The following is a 14,534-nucleotide window of genomic DNA, read 5'->3' as shown; positions in this document are numbered from 1 at the left end:
TTAAAAATGCTTGAGTAAACGTATCAATAGGGAGACAAGCAAGCTGGCCAGTAGCATGGTGGTTAATGGAAAGTAGAACCTAAAATTTTCTTTTTCAATTCTGATGTCTCCCGGCAATTTTCCAATCCATTGCAGTTTGTCATGGAAAAAATAGATAATGATGCCTGCTAAAATGATGCAGGCACCAATTATGATTAAATATTTTCCCAGATTACTATTCATTGTTATTTTCAGCAACTTCATCAACTTGTATGTTAGTTACGCTTGATGTAGCTAAAATTCCATATCCGTTTTCCACGTTGGTGTAAATTTGAGTCGGCTCTGTAAACGGATCAGGATATTGGTTGTTTTCAATGCTTTTTAAATATAAATAAAAGGATTTACTGATCTTGTGAATTTCTATTACGTTTTGAGAAATGTAGCTGCGTTCTTCATCACTGTATTCATATTTTCGCAAATCATTGGATCTGAAATTAAGCGTGTACTCCTTGCCATTAAACAATTCATCTCGTAGAATTTGAATTTGCCCTAAATTTGGGGCATAGATATATTCGATTTGAGCATCTGATGAGTTTAGATATATGATAAATTCATTGTAGAGGGTGTCGGAGGAAGTCTCATGTCTCCAACTTTTATTAGTATCTTTTATTAGGAAAAGGTAAATATCCTCCGATGAGCCATTATCTTTCAACCTTATTTCAATATCTGATAGCGATTGATAATTACTTCCAGACGGGTTCGGAAACGATTCATATTCAAATTCATATTCACTATCAGTAAATTTCTTTAATGATTTTTCTATTGCTGTAATATCCTCAAAACCATCAACTTTTGCAGTGATTTTGTATTCTGTATCGGGTTTGATTTCAATGTTTTCATTCTGATAAAAACCTCCTCCAAAGTGTTCCAAAAATCCAATTTCCTTATCATTTTCAAATAAGATTACTTCAGCATTTTGAATGATGTCCGTTCCTCTTTTATCAAAAATAAAAGTAGATCGGTTAACTTCTACTACAGGATGTTGCTCAGTTTTAAACCAGGCATTTAATACTAATTTTGATTCACTTTCATCGATTTTTAAATCCACCTCTTTCTCACATCCAAAGAATATGACAATAAAAGAAAATATAAGCTTTAGACTATTTTTCATGAGGTCTGAATTTAAAGTTGTACGTAAAAGAAGGAATTAATTGAAATAGGCTAATTTGACTAAAAGAAGTTTCGCCTATGCTATTAGTGGTCGTAGTGATGAAAAAAGGGTTTTGCCTGTTGTATAAGTTGTAAACGCTTATTGTCCAGCTCGAACTCCCCCAGTCTTTTTCTTTGTGTCTAGTAATACCAAAGTCAGCTCTGTGATAGGAGGGCATTCGATAGGCATTTCGGTCGCTATATTGGTAAACTTCATCATTTCCGTAATAATTAGCATTATTATTTCTAGGGCTTTCTGATAGGGGAGGAACTTTTGCAATAGGTAGCGTGATAGAATTACCGGTTCCATACACCCAAGTTCCGCTTATTTCCCATTTATCATTTAGTCGATAATTTGTTACCACACTTATGTCGTGTCTTCGGTCATATTTATAAGGAAATACCCTGCCGAAATTTAGATCATCAAATTGTCTGTTGTTGTAGGATAAGGTATAACCTATCCAGCCGTTAAAATTACCCTCCTTCTTTCTGAAGAGAAATTCAGCACCATAACTCCAACCATCTCCGACAGCCACTTTATCTTCCCAGCTTTCATCCAGATTTAGGAAATTAGAGCCCTCTTTATATTCCACTAAGTTGTTCATGTTTTTATAATAGCCTTCAATGGACAAATCATATTTTCCGTCCGCTAACAAAGAGGACATGCCGATGGCTGTCTGCTGAGCAAATTGTGGTTTGATTTTATCGGTGACAGGAACCCACAAATCTGTTGGTAATCCAATTCCTGAATTCGTTAACAAATGGAGAAATTGAGCCATTTCTGCATAGGAAGCCTTAAAGGATAGTTTGTTATTGACTAAATAGCGAGCGCTGACTCTTGGCTGAAACGAGGGATAAAATTCTTCTCTGACCCTGAAAGCAGAAGCATGGATTCCAGCATTTACTTTTAATTTCGGAAGCGGTTCAAATTCATCTTCTACATACACCGAAAATTCATTTCCATAAATGGGATTCGTGTCTGGTGAATCAAATCCAGTTTCGAAGTCTGCTTCAAAATTAAAGGCTTCTGGTTGAAAAATATGGTAGATATAATTAGCTCCAAATTTTAAAGAATGCCCATTGTTTAGATAATAATCAAAGTCGAATTTCAAGCCATAGTCTGTAATGCCTGAACTATACTCGGTATAGAAATTTTCCTCGGTTTCCTCATCGGGTGTGGCATATCTGGAGTAACTTTCGTTAAATAGATCAAAGTTATATCGACTGTAGGTAGCCATTGTATTTAGAAAAAGCTGATTAGAAAATAAGTGATTCCATCTTCCCGCTGTGGTGAAATTCCCCCATTGTATTCCCGCTTCATCTTTATACTCATTAATGGAACCGCCATTGTCAAATTCGTATTCATCGCGTGCATAAAACTTGTCTTTTCCAGTATAAGCACTCAAATACACTCGGTCTTTGTCAGAAAATTTATAGTTAGCCTTCGCATTAAAGTCATGGAAAAAATAGCCCAGGTCAACATCATCAGTACTTGCTCTAATTAATGGTCTAGCCAGAATATCGATATAAGTTCTTCTTCCAGAAAGAATAATGGAGCCTTTATCTTTTTTGATTGGCCCTTCAATTGAAAGTCTAGATGAAATTAGTCCTATACCACCTTCGGCTTGCCAGTTTTTCATATTCCCTTCTTTCATATTAATATCGATAACTGAGGAAAGTCTGCCACCGTATCGGGCAGGGAATCCGCCTTTTATTACTTCTACATTGCTGATGGCATCGGCATTAAAGACAGAAAAGAAGCCAAATAAATGAGAGGCATTGTAGACCGGAACGCCATCGAGCAAAATTAAATTTTGATCTGGTCCACCGCCTCTTACATAGATACCACTACTTCCTTCTGACCCAGATTGTACTCCTGGCATCAGTTGAATGGTTTTTAATACATCTACTTCTCCTAATAGGGCTGGTATCGCTTTAATGTCTTGCGCACTGATTTTCATGCTGCTCATTTTGGTGAGCTCTAAATCTGGGCGTGTTCCTTTTACAACGACCTCCGATAATTCATCGGATAGCTTCAATTCAAAATTAAGGGTTATGTCTCCCTCTAGCTTTACAAATTTTCTGATTGTAGCATATCCGACATAGGAAACTTCTAATGTGGCTGTATCGCTAGGAAGGTTTAAACTGTAGAAGCCATAGGTGTTAGCAGCGGTTCCTTTTTTGGTGCTAGGGTGCCATATATTAGCTCCAATTAAATTTTCACCAGTCTTGGCGTCTTTAATATAACCGCTAATTCTGTTTTGGGCATGGATAAGTTGACTAATAACTGTAAAAGTTAATAGTAGGTATATTTTTTTCATTAAGTGGCAATTGGGTTGATAGTTAATTTGAATACAAACGTACTCTAATCTATAGTATTATAAAAACATTTAATATAAATTTTAAATTAGTCTATAAGTTGGTGGCAAACCTATATTTTTGTTCTGAAAACGAAAGCAGCTAATAAAAATTTTTAATGTGAAAAAAGTTAATTTAAAACAGCACCCCCGTACAGATCATTTCAATTTCTTTAGGGCATTTGATGAGCCCTTTTATGGCGTAAATATCAACTTAGAATGTACAGAGGCCTATAATTATTGTAAACAGAAAGATATATCCTTTTATCATTATTATTTACATAAAATTTTAATTGCCGTGAATGCCATTCCTGAAATGCGATACAGAATTGTAGAGGATGAAATATTTGATGTAGAGGTAGTCCATGCCTCAGCCACCGTTTTACGAGATGATAAGACATTCGGGTACTCCAGAATGATATTTGATGAAAATTTTTTTGTGTTTTCTCAAAGTTTAAGGGCTGAAATTGATAGGATAAAATCTGAATCAGGTTTGGATGTGATGAAAGGCATGGTGGATGTCATTCATTTTACGGCTATTCCATGGATCAAATTCACTGCTATTTCTCATGCTCGCCATTTAGGGGTTGATGATAGCATGCCCAAGATTTCAACCGGTAAAATTTATAAGGAAAGCAGTGAAATCTTTATGCCGTTTTCAGTCCACGTCAACCATTCTTTGGTAGATGGCTATCATTTAGGACAGTTCATCGAAAAATTAGAAAGTTTGATCAAGTAGAGATAATTTTATAAATATTTAGCTGTATTTTTGAATTATTATATAAAATTATAAAAGATGAAAAATATTAAAAAAGTATTAGTTTACCCATTGGCTTTCGTGTTGTTTTTTGGATTAACGGCTAATGAATGTCTAGACTCTTTTGAGGATGTTGCAATTGATGTAGCTATTGAAGAAGTAAAAATCATTCCAGTGAAAGTTACGCAACAAATGTATGATTCACTGTTTGAATTACAAGGTAGAGAAAACGTGTTATTTCAATTACTCGGTGAGTTCACAGCTAGCGAAGAAACGATTGATGAATATGGAGACAGGGTTCAAGAATTGAATGTTACAGAACTTCGTATAAAAGCAGTTAATGTTACGGAAAGACCTCAAGTTGGTACTTTAGTATGGATGTATGGTCAAAGTACTCCAGGTAGTATAGACTCGCCTCTGGGTGGATCTCCCATAAATTTTGAGGATTTAGAGGCAGCCGAGCAAAAAGTTAACATTTCGGCAGAGGACATTCAAGATTTACAAAGCGCTATTTTGAAGAAAGAGAAAATTGAATATGTAATACAATCAGATTTTAGTGGCCCAGCAATATTTGATCTTGAACTTACCATAGTTGGAACATTAAAAGTGACTGCTGCTGAGTAATTTGATTTTATACTTCTAAGCTTCCAATGTCGAGCCGTACTCATACTATAATAAAATATTTAGATAGCATCGGGAATTTTCCTGATGCTATTTTTTTTAGAGTTTTATCGATTAATTATTGTTTATGCTGGTAATTTTGGTGTCCGGTTTTTTATGCTTAAGATCAATAATTCCTAAATACATTATCGCAAATAATAGCCGTAGCCATTGCGGCATTTAATGATTCTGCTTGCCCGATTTTTGGGATGGTTACCTTGTCTGTTATTAAAGGAATAATGTCGGGATGAATGCCGTGCGATTCATTTCCTATCACTAAAATTCCATTAGCTTCGAATTTAACTTGATGGACATTTTTACCTTCCAGTAGCGCACCATATACCTTTCTGCTATTATTTTCAGATAAGAATGCTTTCACATCTCTTCGATACAAATTAGTTCTGAAAATGGAACCCATGGAAGCACTAATCACTTTTGGGTTGTAAAATTCTGCTGTGGTTTCCGAGCAAATGATATTTTGAATGCCATACCAATCTGCTAATCTGATAATAGTTCCTAAATTTCCTGGGTCTCTTATGTCATCTAAAACTAAATCAAAACCACTCGGATTATATTTTAAAGGTGCTTTTTCATGCACTACAGCCAATGTGTCGGTATTGCTTTGAAAAGCTCCCAAGGCACTTAACTCTTTTTCTTTTACAATGATTGGCTCAATGTCAGAACTATTAATCTCCTTTTGATGTCTACTTAAAAAATCTTCGCTGACAATTAAATATTTCAGTTTATAGGAAGAATTTAATAATTCAAGGGTATTTTTGGCTCCTTCAACTATAAATAGCCCTTCTTTTTGTCTGAATTTCTTTAATTGAAGAGATTTGATGAACTTTGTATTATTCTTAGTAAGCATTTATTCGATAACACTGAAATTGATTGTAAAAGTAATAAAATTCTTTCTGCTGGTCAGCATTATTTTTTTCACGTCTTGCGTGGGTACAAGTTATTTGAAAAATGATGAAAAACTACTCTATAAGCAAAAGATTAAAGGTAATGAAAATATTTCTTCTGATAGGATAGATGATTTATTTAAGCAAAAAGCTAATAAGAGAATTATTTTGCTACCTATCTCACCTTATGTTGCTTTCTATGAAATTGGTAAAAAGTATTATGATAAAGATGAAATAGAAAAAGAAAAGAACGAGTTAAAGGAAAAGTTAACTGAAAAAATAGAAAAAGCCAGAGAAGAAGAAAAGTTTAATAGGGCTACTAGGCTAGAAAGAAAATTAAATAAAAAAAACCAGAAATATACCACTAAACTGGAAGAAGGGAATTTATTAATGCGATGGGGTGAACCCTTGGCCGTTTATGATTCTGGAGCCACGGAAAATACGAAAAATCAAATACAGCTTTTCTTAGAATCTAAAGGATATTTTGATGCTACCGTAGAATATGACTTACAATTCAGAGGGATCAAAGACGAAAGTGTTGTAGTAACGTACCGAATCGAGGAAGGGAGCGCTTATTTAATCGATACAGTTTTTTATAATACAGGAGGTGATCAGGTTATGAAGAGTGTTCTTGTGGGTGCTCGAAGAAATAGTTTGATAGAAGCAGGGGATAGATATGATCAAAGTAAATTAACGGAAGAGCGCGAAAGAATCGAAAATATTATGAAAGACAAGGGATATTATACGTTTTCGAGGCAATTTGTCGAGTATAATGTCTACAGGGATCCAGATACCACATCTATGGCTTTGGAGATCTTAATTAATAAGCCTCAAGGAGCAAAAAGTCATAAACGTTACAAGCTAGATAAGGTGAATTTCACCACTGATGTTAACACTCAGTTAGGAGGAGCGAAACGCGAAGTTGAGAGATTCAATTCTATTGATTATTCCTATTACAAGCGTTCCTACAAAAAGAAAATATTAGATCAGCGAGTTTTTCTGAGGCCGGGAGAATATTATAGTTTAGAGAAGACCTTGGATACTCAAAGGCAATTAGCGAATCTAGATATGTTCCGGTTTGTAAATATCAAATATGATACTGCTGGAAGTAAATTTGTGGCGAACATTTTTACAAGTCCTCTGGAGAAATTCCAATTAAGCAATGAGCTTGGTGTGAATGTTAATGTAACCTTCGGTTTGCCTGGCCCCTTTTACAATGTATCCTTAAAAAATAGGAATCCATTTGGAGGAATTGAGATCATGGAGCTTTCAGGGCGCTTAGGGTTCGAAGGAGTGGCTAATTTATCAGATCAAACACAGGTTACTACCGCCACTGAAGCAAGAGCAAATTTGTCCTTTACTTTTCCTACTTTTCTTTTCCCATTAGGAACTACCCTAAAGTCACGATTTGCGTTATTGAACCCCAAAACTAAAACGGGTTTAGGATTTAATTATACTAAAAGGCCAGAATACGAAAGAGGTAATTTAAACGGAACTTTTGGCTACTCTTGGCAGAATAAAAAAAGGTGGATTTTTGACTTTACTTTAGCAGACATCAATTTGATAGAATCAGAATTGGATTCAACCTTCAGCAGTACTTTAGGAGAAGAAAGTCGTTTTGGAAGGCAGTTGAGCAGAACTTTTCAACCTTCCTTCGTTTCCAGTAGTTCAATTAATATTTCTAAAAATTTCAATAACTACGGGCAAGCTAATAGCAGAGCAAGTTACATAAAATTCTTTTTAGAAACGGGAGGAAATCTACTGAATATAAATGCAGTAAGTGAAAATATTAACTCAGATTCTTTAGCATACTTTCAGTTTTTAAAGGCATCAGTGGACTATAGAACGTATATACCCTATGGAAAAGAAAGTACTTTGGCTTATCGCCTAAACGTAGGAGTTGCTAAACCATATGGGAAGTTCTCAGAGGGCGTACTGCCATATGAAAAGTACTATTTTGCAGGTGGAAGTAATAGTATTAGAGCTTGGGCACCAAGAAGATTAGGACCCGGAAGTTTTGTAGAAACTGATGAGGACGGTAATTTTATTTATAACTTAGAAAAACCAGGGGAAATTATCTTAGAAGCTAGTCTAGAAGTAAGACGAAATTTAGTCCAATTTTTAGATGGGGCTCTTTTTATTGATGCTGGAAATGTTTGGTCTTTTTCCGAAAATGATGATCCCGGAAGTAGTTTTCAACTAGATCGTTTCTATAAGGAAATAGCGATTGGTACCGGATTTGGTTTGAGGGTTGACTTTTCGTTTTTAATTCTACGTTTCGATTTTGCCTTTAAGCTTTATGACCCGGCAAGAGACGAAGGTGAAAGATGGACCATAAACGAATGGAACCTAGGAACAAGATCCAATTATGGCCCGGCTCTTAACATCGGGATTGGCTACCCATTTTGATTTTTCTTTTTCCTAAAGATATCTTTTATATCTTCAAAAGACTCTTCAAAACTATCAGCTATATCTCTAAAAACCTCTTTATTATCTTCAGTAAAATCATTAAAATCTTTTTCTAATGATTCTTTATTTCGTTTTAATTCTCTTAGCCTTTCTTTCAATTCAAGTTTTTCGGAAATGTCACTTTTGCTTATTTCAGAAAATAAATCATCTATTTTTTTACCCGCTTTGCTAAAGAACTCTTCAGCTTTACCTCTCCTTGTATTCATCCTTTTAAAAAATTTAGCTTATCTAAAACTACTAAATTTCGTACGGAAGTTAATTTGTTTTTATAAAAAACTTCGGTCCAAAAAGATAAAGTCGCCATACAACCTCCTTTAAAAAATGCTTTATTTACTCTCTTGGTTGTGCCTCTGTTCATTGAGAAATTTTTCTGGAGTCCTTTTTTTATACCACTGCATTATTCCAAAGCTTAAGAAAAATCCGGATCCTGACCCCTCCATGATGATAATAAAAGAGATTAGGAACGCATTAAGATAATTACCGAAGGGCTCAACATCTTTTATTTCCTGCAAAAACTCGGGATTAGATAATAAATAAATAAATATAAAGACGGCAAAAGCTAAAGAGGAACTAACAGCTGTAAACATTCCTGTACCAATACCTTTAAAGTAATCGAAATCCTTATTATTTTTCTTAATTGATTTGATGGAATAGAAAACTCCAGCACCCATTATGAAGATATTTAAAGCGCGCAGTTCTAAATTGTGTTCTAATCCTACAGCATTCATTAAAAGAAAGTAAGCCACAAGACCGATAAACACGATAATTCCACCAATAAGACCATTATATTCAATTGAATCTTTTTTCATAATTTCTACGATTGATTGTACAGTTAACACGACAAGCACCTAATTGTTGTTACGCGTGTAAATTGCGAATCTTTTCCAGCTGCATTAGTAATTGATGATAATTGACTATTTCATCGAATTATCCATGATTTTCCTTCCTTATCCTTTATATTTGTGACCGAAACAGAATTAGAACCACTGATGCTTAAAAAGGCAATATTTCTAAATTTAATTTTTCTACTCATTCTAAGTTTTCTTTTAACCTCCTGCGCTAATAGTGGTGGTAGAAAATCAATGCCTAAGAAAAAGCCACTGCCTTGCCCTGTTAAAGATTGTTGAAATGAGAAAAATTGTTATCGCCATAGATGGATTTTCAGCTTGTGGAAAAAGTAGTACTGCCAAGGAAGTGGCTAGTCAGCTGGGCTACAGCTATATCGACTCTGGAGCCATGTACAGAGCTGTCACCTTGTATTTTCATCAAAATTATGTGACCATTGATAACCCTAAAGAAGTATCAAAAGCGATTGATGAAATCAATATCTCCTTCAATTTTAATGAAAGAAAAGCTTTTAGCGAAACTTATTTGAATGGCTTAAATGTTGAAGGGGAAATTCGAAAAATGTATATATCAGAGCAGGTAAGTAGAATCAGCGCTATACCTGAAGTACGAAAAAATATGGTGAGCCAACAACGTAAGTTGGGGAAGAAGAAGGGAGTTGTAATGGACGGACGGGATATCGGTTCGAATGTTTTTCCAGATGCTGAGTTAAAGATTTTTATGAAAGCGGATTTGACAGTAAGAGCCGAGAGAAGACAAGCAGAATTACTTGAAAAAGATCAATTAATTCCCATTCCAGAAATCGAAAAGAATTTGGTCGCTCGAGATAAAATGGATTCAGAAAGAGAAGAGAATCCTTTGATTATCCCGGATGACGCATATATTGTAGATACCAGTGAATTGACATTGCCAGAGCAGGTAGAATATGTTCTGCAATTGGCAACTGAAAAAATGATTAAATATGATGGGTAAACTTAAAGTAACCATAGATCAGGATTCTGGTTATTGTTTTGGTGTTGAATATGCCATAAGAATGGCAGAAGACGCAATGAGTGATTCCGACAAATTATACTGTCTGGGCGATATTGTTCATAATGACATGGAAGTTCAAAGACTTTATAATAAAGGTTTAAGGGTGATCAATCATGATGATTTAAGGAACCTTAGCGATTGTAAAGTCTTAATAAGAGCACATGGAGAGCCTCCTGAGACCTATAGGATTGCAATGCAAAACAATATTGAACTTATTGATGCCAGCTGTCCTGTTGTGTTGAAGTTACAAAACAGAGTGAAAAATGCCCATGATAAAATGTGTGCTGATAAAGGACAGATTGTAATTTATGGTAAAAAAGGGCATGCGGAAGTTACTGGTTTAGATGGACAAACAAATGGAAATGCCATTATCGTAATGGATGAAGCTGATTTAGATAAAATTGATTTTAAAAGACCTGTCACCTTGTTTAGTCAAACTACCAAGAGTACAAAAGGCTTTTACGATATAAAAGAGAAAATAGAGAATCGATTAAAGGAGGCAGAAAAAGACTTGAAGGAAGAAAAATCTGCTATTCTCAATGCTAATGATAGTATTTGTCGCCAGGTATCCAATAGAGAGCCAAAATTAATTGATTTTTCTAATCAGCACGATGTGGTTTTATTTGTTAGCGGTAGAAAAAGTTCAAATGGCAAAGCACTTTATCAGGTATGCAAGGCTCAAAATCCCAATAGCTATTTTATTGAAAATGAAAAAGAGGTGGACCCGCTTTGGTTTGAAGGGCAAAAGACAGTGGGAATATGTGGTGCAACCTCAACTCCTATGTGGCTAATGGAGAACGTAAAAAATTTCGTAGAAAATATTGAACACGAAAGTCTTCTTAGCTGTTAGTCAAAAAGTTTTGAATAGATTTAATTAACTGCAGTATTATTATATTAAAAGATTTTTTTTAGCAAAATAATTCTTAATTTTGCCTCAATTTCAAATAAGGGTTCATTGTTAACAAAAGACATGTCTCATACCATTAAACTTAAAAAAGGTTTTGATATTAACTTAGCTGGAAAAGCTGATAATAACATATCAAGTGCACCTAAACCGGAAACATTCGCCATTAAACCAACAGATTTCCCGGCTATTACTAGGCCGAAACTATTGGTAGAAGAAGGCGATTCAGTTAAAGCGGGTACTCCACTCATCTATGACAAAATGGCTCCAGATGTATATTACTGTTCACCAGTAAGCGGAGAAGTAGCAGAAGTCAAAAGAGGAGAAAAGCGAAAGTTATTAGAACTAAGAATTTTAGCTGATAAAGAAGTTGAATTTTTAGATTTTGGTAAACATTCGAAATCTGATATCAAATCTTTAGATGTTGAGAAAGCCAGAGAAGCGATGATGAAGAGCGGAGTTTGGCCTAACATCATTCAAAGACCATATGGTATAGTAGCTAATCCTGAAGATGCACCAAAAGCAATTTTTGTTTCTGCTTTTGATACACATCCTTTGGCTCCCGATTATAATTTCATTTACAAAGAAGAAGAGGAAGCTTTTGCTGCTGGACTTGAAGTGATGAAAAAATTCACTCAAGGAAAAGTACATATTAACATTTCTGAAGATAAAGAGATGTTAAAAATGTTCAGCCAAGCAGAAGGTGTTCAAATCAATAAATTTTCAGGAAAGCATCCATCCGGAAATGTAGGTGTACAAATTCATCACATTGACCCTATTAATAAAGGAGATATAGCTTGGACTGTGAAGCCATATGGTATTATTCAAATCGGTAAACTTTTCTTAACAGGTAAATATGACGCCTCTAAAAAAGTTGCTTTAACGGGTTCTGAGGTGAAGACACCACAGTATTACCAAACTTATGTGGGAGCTTCCATTAAGAATATCATTAAAGATAATATTTCTGGCGATCATGTAAGATATATTTCAGGAAATCCATTAACTGGGGAACGAATTCAGGCAGATGGGTATTTAGGATATTATGATGAGCAAATTACAGTTGTTCCTGAAGGAGATTTTGAAGAATTGTTAGGATGGTTGAAACCAACTACTTCAAAACTTAGTTTTCACAGGGCAATTGGATTGTTGTCTTTCTTAAATAAGAAGAAGGAATATGTATTAAATACTAATACAAACGGTGAAGAAAGAGCTTTTGTGATGACGGGAGAATTTGAAAAGGTTCTACCAATGGACATTTTGCCCAATTTTTTGTTCAAAGCTATTATGGCAGAAGATTTTGACGAAATGGAAGCTTTAGGCATTTTCGAACTGGTTGAGGAAGATGTTGCATTATGTGAATTCATAGATGCTTCTAAACATGAGCTTCAAGGCATTTTAAGAAAGGGAATCAATTTAATGATAAATGGATAAGGTAGTTAATCCTTGAGATTAATATCAGTTAATATAATCATACTATAAAATATGAATCCAATACAAAAATTCTTCGATAAAGTGGAGCCTCTTTTTGAAAAAGGCGGCAAATACGAGAAGTACTATACGTTGTATGAAGGTCATCGTACAATCCTTTTCAGACCTAAGCTAGTTACAGGGAAAAAAGGAGCCCAAATAAAAGATGCAAATGATTTAAAGAGAACCATGATTACAGTAGTGATCGCCATGATCCCTTGCTTATTGTTTGGTATCTGGAATATTGGTCATCAGCATTTCCTAGCTTTAGGCGAAACTGCTACTTTTATCCAAAAAATTGGGGTTGGCGCTATTCAGGCAATTCCAATCGTAATTGTTTCTTATGCAGTGGGACTTAGTACTGAATTTACAATTTGTGTAATTCGGAACCATCCTATCAATGAAGGATACTTGGTAACGGGTATGTTAATTGCATTAATTATGCCTCCTAATATTCCACTATGGCAAGTGGCTTTAGCTACAGTTTTCGCAGTGATTATTGCGAAGGAAGTGTTCGGTGGAACTGGGATGAATGTACTAAATGTAGCATTGACTGCCAGAGCATTCTTATATTTTGCTTATCCGACTGATATTTCAGGTGAGGTTTGGACCTATTTAGGTGATGCAACAGCTGTGGATGGTTATTCTGGAGCAACTGCTTTAGCGGTTGCTTATGATACTGCCTTGAATGGTACCGGAACTGTAATGAGTTCTTTTTCAAGCTATTGGGCTGAAGGAATGTACACATTTAAAAACATGTTTTTAGGAGCAATACCAGGTTCAATTGGTGAAACTTCAACTTTGATGGTACTAATAGGTGCATTAATCCTAATAGTAACTGGAGTGGGAAGTTGGAAAATTATATTCAGTGTTTTCGCTGGTGCTTGGCTAATGGGGTTAGGATTTAACGCTATTGGTTACAATGCGTTCATGGATATGCCAGCTCATTATCATTTAGTGATAGGCGGCTTGGCCTTCGGTGCAGTTTTTATGGCAACCGATCCTGTATCAGCTGCTCATACAGAAACTGGTAAATGGATATATGGATTTTTAATTGGGATATTGACGGTTATTATCAGAGTTTTTAACCCTGCTTATCCTGAGGGAATCATGCTAGCCATTCTTTTAATGAATGTGTTTGCTCCATTAATCGATCATTATGTTGTTGAATCAAATAAAAATAGGAGGTTAAAACGTGCGACAGTCTAATTATTATGTAATCTTGTTTTCCGTCATTCTTACTGTTGTATTGGGCGGACTATTGGCAGCTACTTCTGAAGGGCTAGGGCCTATTCAGCAAAAGTCGATAGAGTTGGACACCAAAAAGCAAATTTTGGGTGCAGTAGTTGAAGTCACGCCTGAAATGGATGTGATTGAAACTTATTCTAAAGCAATAAAGTCAGAAGTGGTGGATTACTCCGGTAACACTGTTGCTGAAGATAGCGAAGGAAATAAAATTGTAGCTGAGGATGTTAATGTTGAAAAGCAATTTGATAAAGATCCTGAAGAAAGACTTTATCCTGTGTTTAAATTTTACGGTAAAGAAGGTGGAGAAGAAATTGAATCTTATATCCTTCCAGTGTACGGTAACGGTTTATGGGATAATATATGGGGTTATATCGCACTAGACACAGAAGGCAAGACCATCAAAGGTGCAGTATTTGCTCATGCAGGTGAAACGCCAGGTTTAGGTGCAAGAATTACTGAGGATGAAGTGCAAGCAAGATTTCAAGGTAAGAAATTGTATAATGATCAAGGTGAATTGGTATCAGTACAAATGTTGAAGGGTGAAAGTAATCCTGAAAGTAAATTGGATGAGCACCATGTAGACGGAATGTCTGGAGCAACCATTACAGGAAATGGCTTAAATGCTATGTTGAAAAATTACTTTAAACATTACCAGTCATATTTTAACAAAAAAGGAGCTACTGCCACCTTATAATTTAAAG

At 35.2% G+C, this 14,534-nt stretch carries 14 protein-coding genes; 8 read left to right on the top strand and 6 right to left on the bottom strand.

Features of this window, described 5'->3' with window-relative positions; genetic code table 11:
* Genes B9Y84_RS09210 through B9Y84_RS09200 form a run of 3 tightly spaced genes read right to left on the bottom strand, consistent with a single transcriptional unit; the run spans nt 1 to nt 3,509 of the window.
* Nucleotides 1–222, bottom strand: coding sequence for a DUF2905 domain-containing protein (locus B9Y84_RS09210; RefSeq protein WP_085516937.1), 222 nt, complete (start codon nt 220–222; stop codon nt 1–3).
* Entirely contained in the window at nt 215–1,150 is a 936-nt protein-coding gene (locus tag B9Y84_RS09205; protein ID WP_085516793.1) for a DUF4249 domain-containing protein, read from the bottom strand. The genes B9Y84_RS09210 and B9Y84_RS09205 overlap by 8 nt, the downstream gene beginning before the upstream one ends.
* Nucleotides 1,140–3,509, bottom strand: a complete 2,370-nt coding sequence (locus B9Y84_RS09200) for a TonB-dependent receptor (RefSeq protein ID WP_085516792.1) — start codon at nt 3,507–3,509, stop codon at nt 1,140–1,142. The genes B9Y84_RS09205 and B9Y84_RS09200 overlap by 11 nt, the downstream gene beginning before the upstream one ends.
* 157 nt (nt 3,510–3,666) lie before the next feature.
* Between B9Y84_RS09200 and B9Y84_RS09195 the strand changes: the two genes are divergently transcribed.
* Both B9Y84_RS09195 and B9Y84_RS09190 read left to right on the top strand, forming a co-directional pair.
* The gene (locus tag B9Y84_RS09195; RefSeq protein ID WP_176223760.1) at nt 3,667–4,284 is read left to right on the top strand and encodes a CatA-like O-acetyltransferase; all 618 of its coding nucleotides are present in this window, start codon (nt 3,667–3,669) and stop codon (nt 4,282–4,284) included.
* A gap of 57 nt (nt 4,285–4,341) precedes the next feature.
* Entirely contained in the window at nt 4,342–4,926 is a 585-nt protein-coding gene (locus B9Y84_RS09190; protein WP_085516790.1) for a hypothetical protein, read from the top strand.
* Between the two features lie 163 nt (nt 4,927–5,089).
* Here B9Y84_RS09190 and B9Y84_RS09185 read toward each other — a convergent pair whose 3' ends face one another.
* Nucleotides 5,090–5,830, bottom strand: coding sequence for an RNA methyltransferase (locus tag B9Y84_RS09185; RefSeq protein WP_085516789.1), 741 nt, complete (start codon nt 5,828–5,830; stop codon nt 5,090–5,092).
* Between B9Y84_RS09185 and tamL the strand changes: the two genes are divergently transcribed.
* Nucleotides 5,802–8,276 carry a translocation and assembly module lipoprotein TamL gene (gene tamL / locus B9Y84_RS09180; protein ID WP_085516788.1) on the top strand — a complete coding sequence of 825 codons (2,475 nt, stop codon included), beginning with the start codon at nt 5,802–5,804 and terminating at the stop codon, nt 8,274–8,276. The two genes, B9Y84_RS09185 and tamL, sit on opposite strands and share 29 nt — an antisense overlap.
* Here tamL and B9Y84_RS09175 read toward each other — a convergent pair.
* On the bottom strand, nt 8,264–8,542 hold the full coding sequence (locus B9Y84_RS09175; RefSeq protein ID WP_085516787.1) for a hypothetical protein: 279 nt from the start codon (nt 8,540–8,542) through the stop codon (nt 8,264–8,266). The two genes, tamL and B9Y84_RS09175, sit on opposite strands and share 13 nt — an antisense overlap.
* A 120-nt stretch (nt 8,543–8,662) precedes the next feature.
* Nucleotides 8,663–9,145 (bottom strand): DUF4199 domain-containing protein, encoded by a 483-nt coding sequence (locus tag B9Y84_RS09170; protein WP_085516786.1) that lies wholly within the window; start codon nt 9,143–9,145, stop codon nt 8,663–8,665.
* 319 nt (nt 9,146–9,464) lie between these two features.
* Between B9Y84_RS09170 and cmk the strand changes: the two genes are divergently transcribed.
* The 5 genes from cmk to nqrC all read left to right on the top strand — a co-directional run bounded on the left by cmk (nt 9,465) and on the right by nqrC (nt 14,527).
* Entirely contained in the window at nt 9,465–10,154 is a 690-nt protein-coding gene (cmk, locus tag B9Y84_RS09165; protein ID WP_085516785.1) for a (d)CMP kinase, read from the top strand.
* A complete protein-coding gene (locus B9Y84_RS09160; RefSeq protein ID WP_085516784.1) occupies nt 10,144–11,064 on the top strand; it encodes a 4-hydroxy-3-methylbut-2-enyl diphosphate reductase in 921 nt (306 codons plus the stop codon). The genes cmk and B9Y84_RS09160 overlap by 11 nt, the downstream gene beginning before the upstream one ends.
* A gap of 120 nt (nt 11,065–11,184) precedes the next feature.
* Nucleotides 11,185–12,549 (top strand): Na(+)-translocating NADH-quinone reductase subunit A, encoded by a 1,365-nt coding sequence (locus B9Y84_RS09155; RefSeq protein ID WP_085516783.1) that lies wholly within the window; start codon nt 11,185–11,187, stop codon nt 12,547–12,549.
* Between the two features lie 51 nt (nt 12,550–12,600).
* Nucleotides 12,601–13,794: an NADH:ubiquinone reductase (Na(+)-transporting) subunit B gene (locus B9Y84_RS09150; RefSeq protein ID WP_085516782.1), complete on the top strand. Its 1,194-nt coding sequence runs from the start codon at nt 12,601–12,603 to the stop codon at nt 13,792–13,794.
* Nucleotides 13,781–14,527, top strand: a complete 747-nt coding sequence (nqrC, locus tag B9Y84_RS09145) for an NADH:ubiquinone reductase (Na(+)-transporting) subunit C (protein ID WP_085516781.1) — start codon at nt 13,781–13,783, stop codon at nt 14,525–14,527. Before B9Y84_RS09150 ends, nqrC begins: the two co-directional genes overlap by 14 nt.
* The last annotated feature ends 7 nt before the right edge of the window (nt 14,528–14,534 follow it).

Source organism: Marivirga sericea (assembly GCF_900177665.1).
Taxonomy (GTDB): domain Bacteria; phylum Bacteroidota; class Bacteroidia; order Cytophagales; family Cyclobacteriaceae; genus Marivirga; species Marivirga sericea.
The sequence above is the reverse complement of the archived record's forward strand: the minus strand, read 5'-3'. Positions and strand labels throughout refer to the sequence as shown.

Bases quoted from the DNA above. Each gene is read 5' to 3' on its own strand.
- B9Y84_RS09210 (WP_085516937.1), bottom strand. From the start codon at position 222: ATGAATAGTAATCTGGGAAAATATTTAATCATAATTGGTGCCTGCATC.
- B9Y84_RS09205 (WP_085516793.1), bottom strand. From the start codon at position 1,150: ATGAAAAATAGTCTAAAGCTTATATTTTCTTTTATTGTCATATTCTTT.
- B9Y84_RS09200 (WP_085516792.1), bottom strand. From the start codon at position 3,509: ATGAAAAAAATATACCTACTATTAACTTTTACAGTTATTAGTCAACTT.
- B9Y84_RS09190 (WP_085516790.1), top strand. From the start codon at position 4,342: ATGAAAAATATTAAAAAAGTATTAGTTTACCCATTGGCTTTCGTGTTG.
- tamL (WP_085516788.1), top strand. From the start codon at position 5,802: ATGAACTTTGTATTATTCTTAGTAAGCATTTATTCGATAACACTGAAA.
- B9Y84_RS09185 (WP_085516789.1), bottom strand. From the start codon at position 5,830: ATGCTTACTAAGAATAATACAAAGTTCATCAAATCTCTTCAATTAAAG.
- B9Y84_RS09175 (WP_085516787.1), bottom strand. From the start codon at position 8,542: ATGAATACAAGGAGAGGTAAAGCTGAAGAGTTCTTTAGCAAAGCGGGT.
- B9Y84_RS09170 (WP_085516786.1), bottom strand. From the start codon at position 9,145: ATGAAAAAAGATTCAATTGAATATAATGGTCTTATTGGTGGAATTATC.
- cmk (WP_085516785.1), top strand. From the start codon at position 9,465: ATGAGAAAAATTGTTATCGCCATAGATGGATTTTCAGCTTGTGGAAAA.
- B9Y84_RS09160 (WP_085516784.1), top strand. From the start codon at position 10,144: ATGATGGGTAAACTTAAAGTAACCATAGATCAGGATTCTGGTTATTGT.
- B9Y84_RS09155 (WP_085516783.1), top strand. From the start codon at position 11,185: ATGTCTCATACCATTAAACTTAAAAAAGGTTTTGATATTAACTTAGCT.
- B9Y84_RS09150 (WP_085516782.1), top strand. From the start codon at position 12,601: ATGAATCCAATACAAAAATTCTTCGATAAAGTGGAGCCTCTTTTTGAA.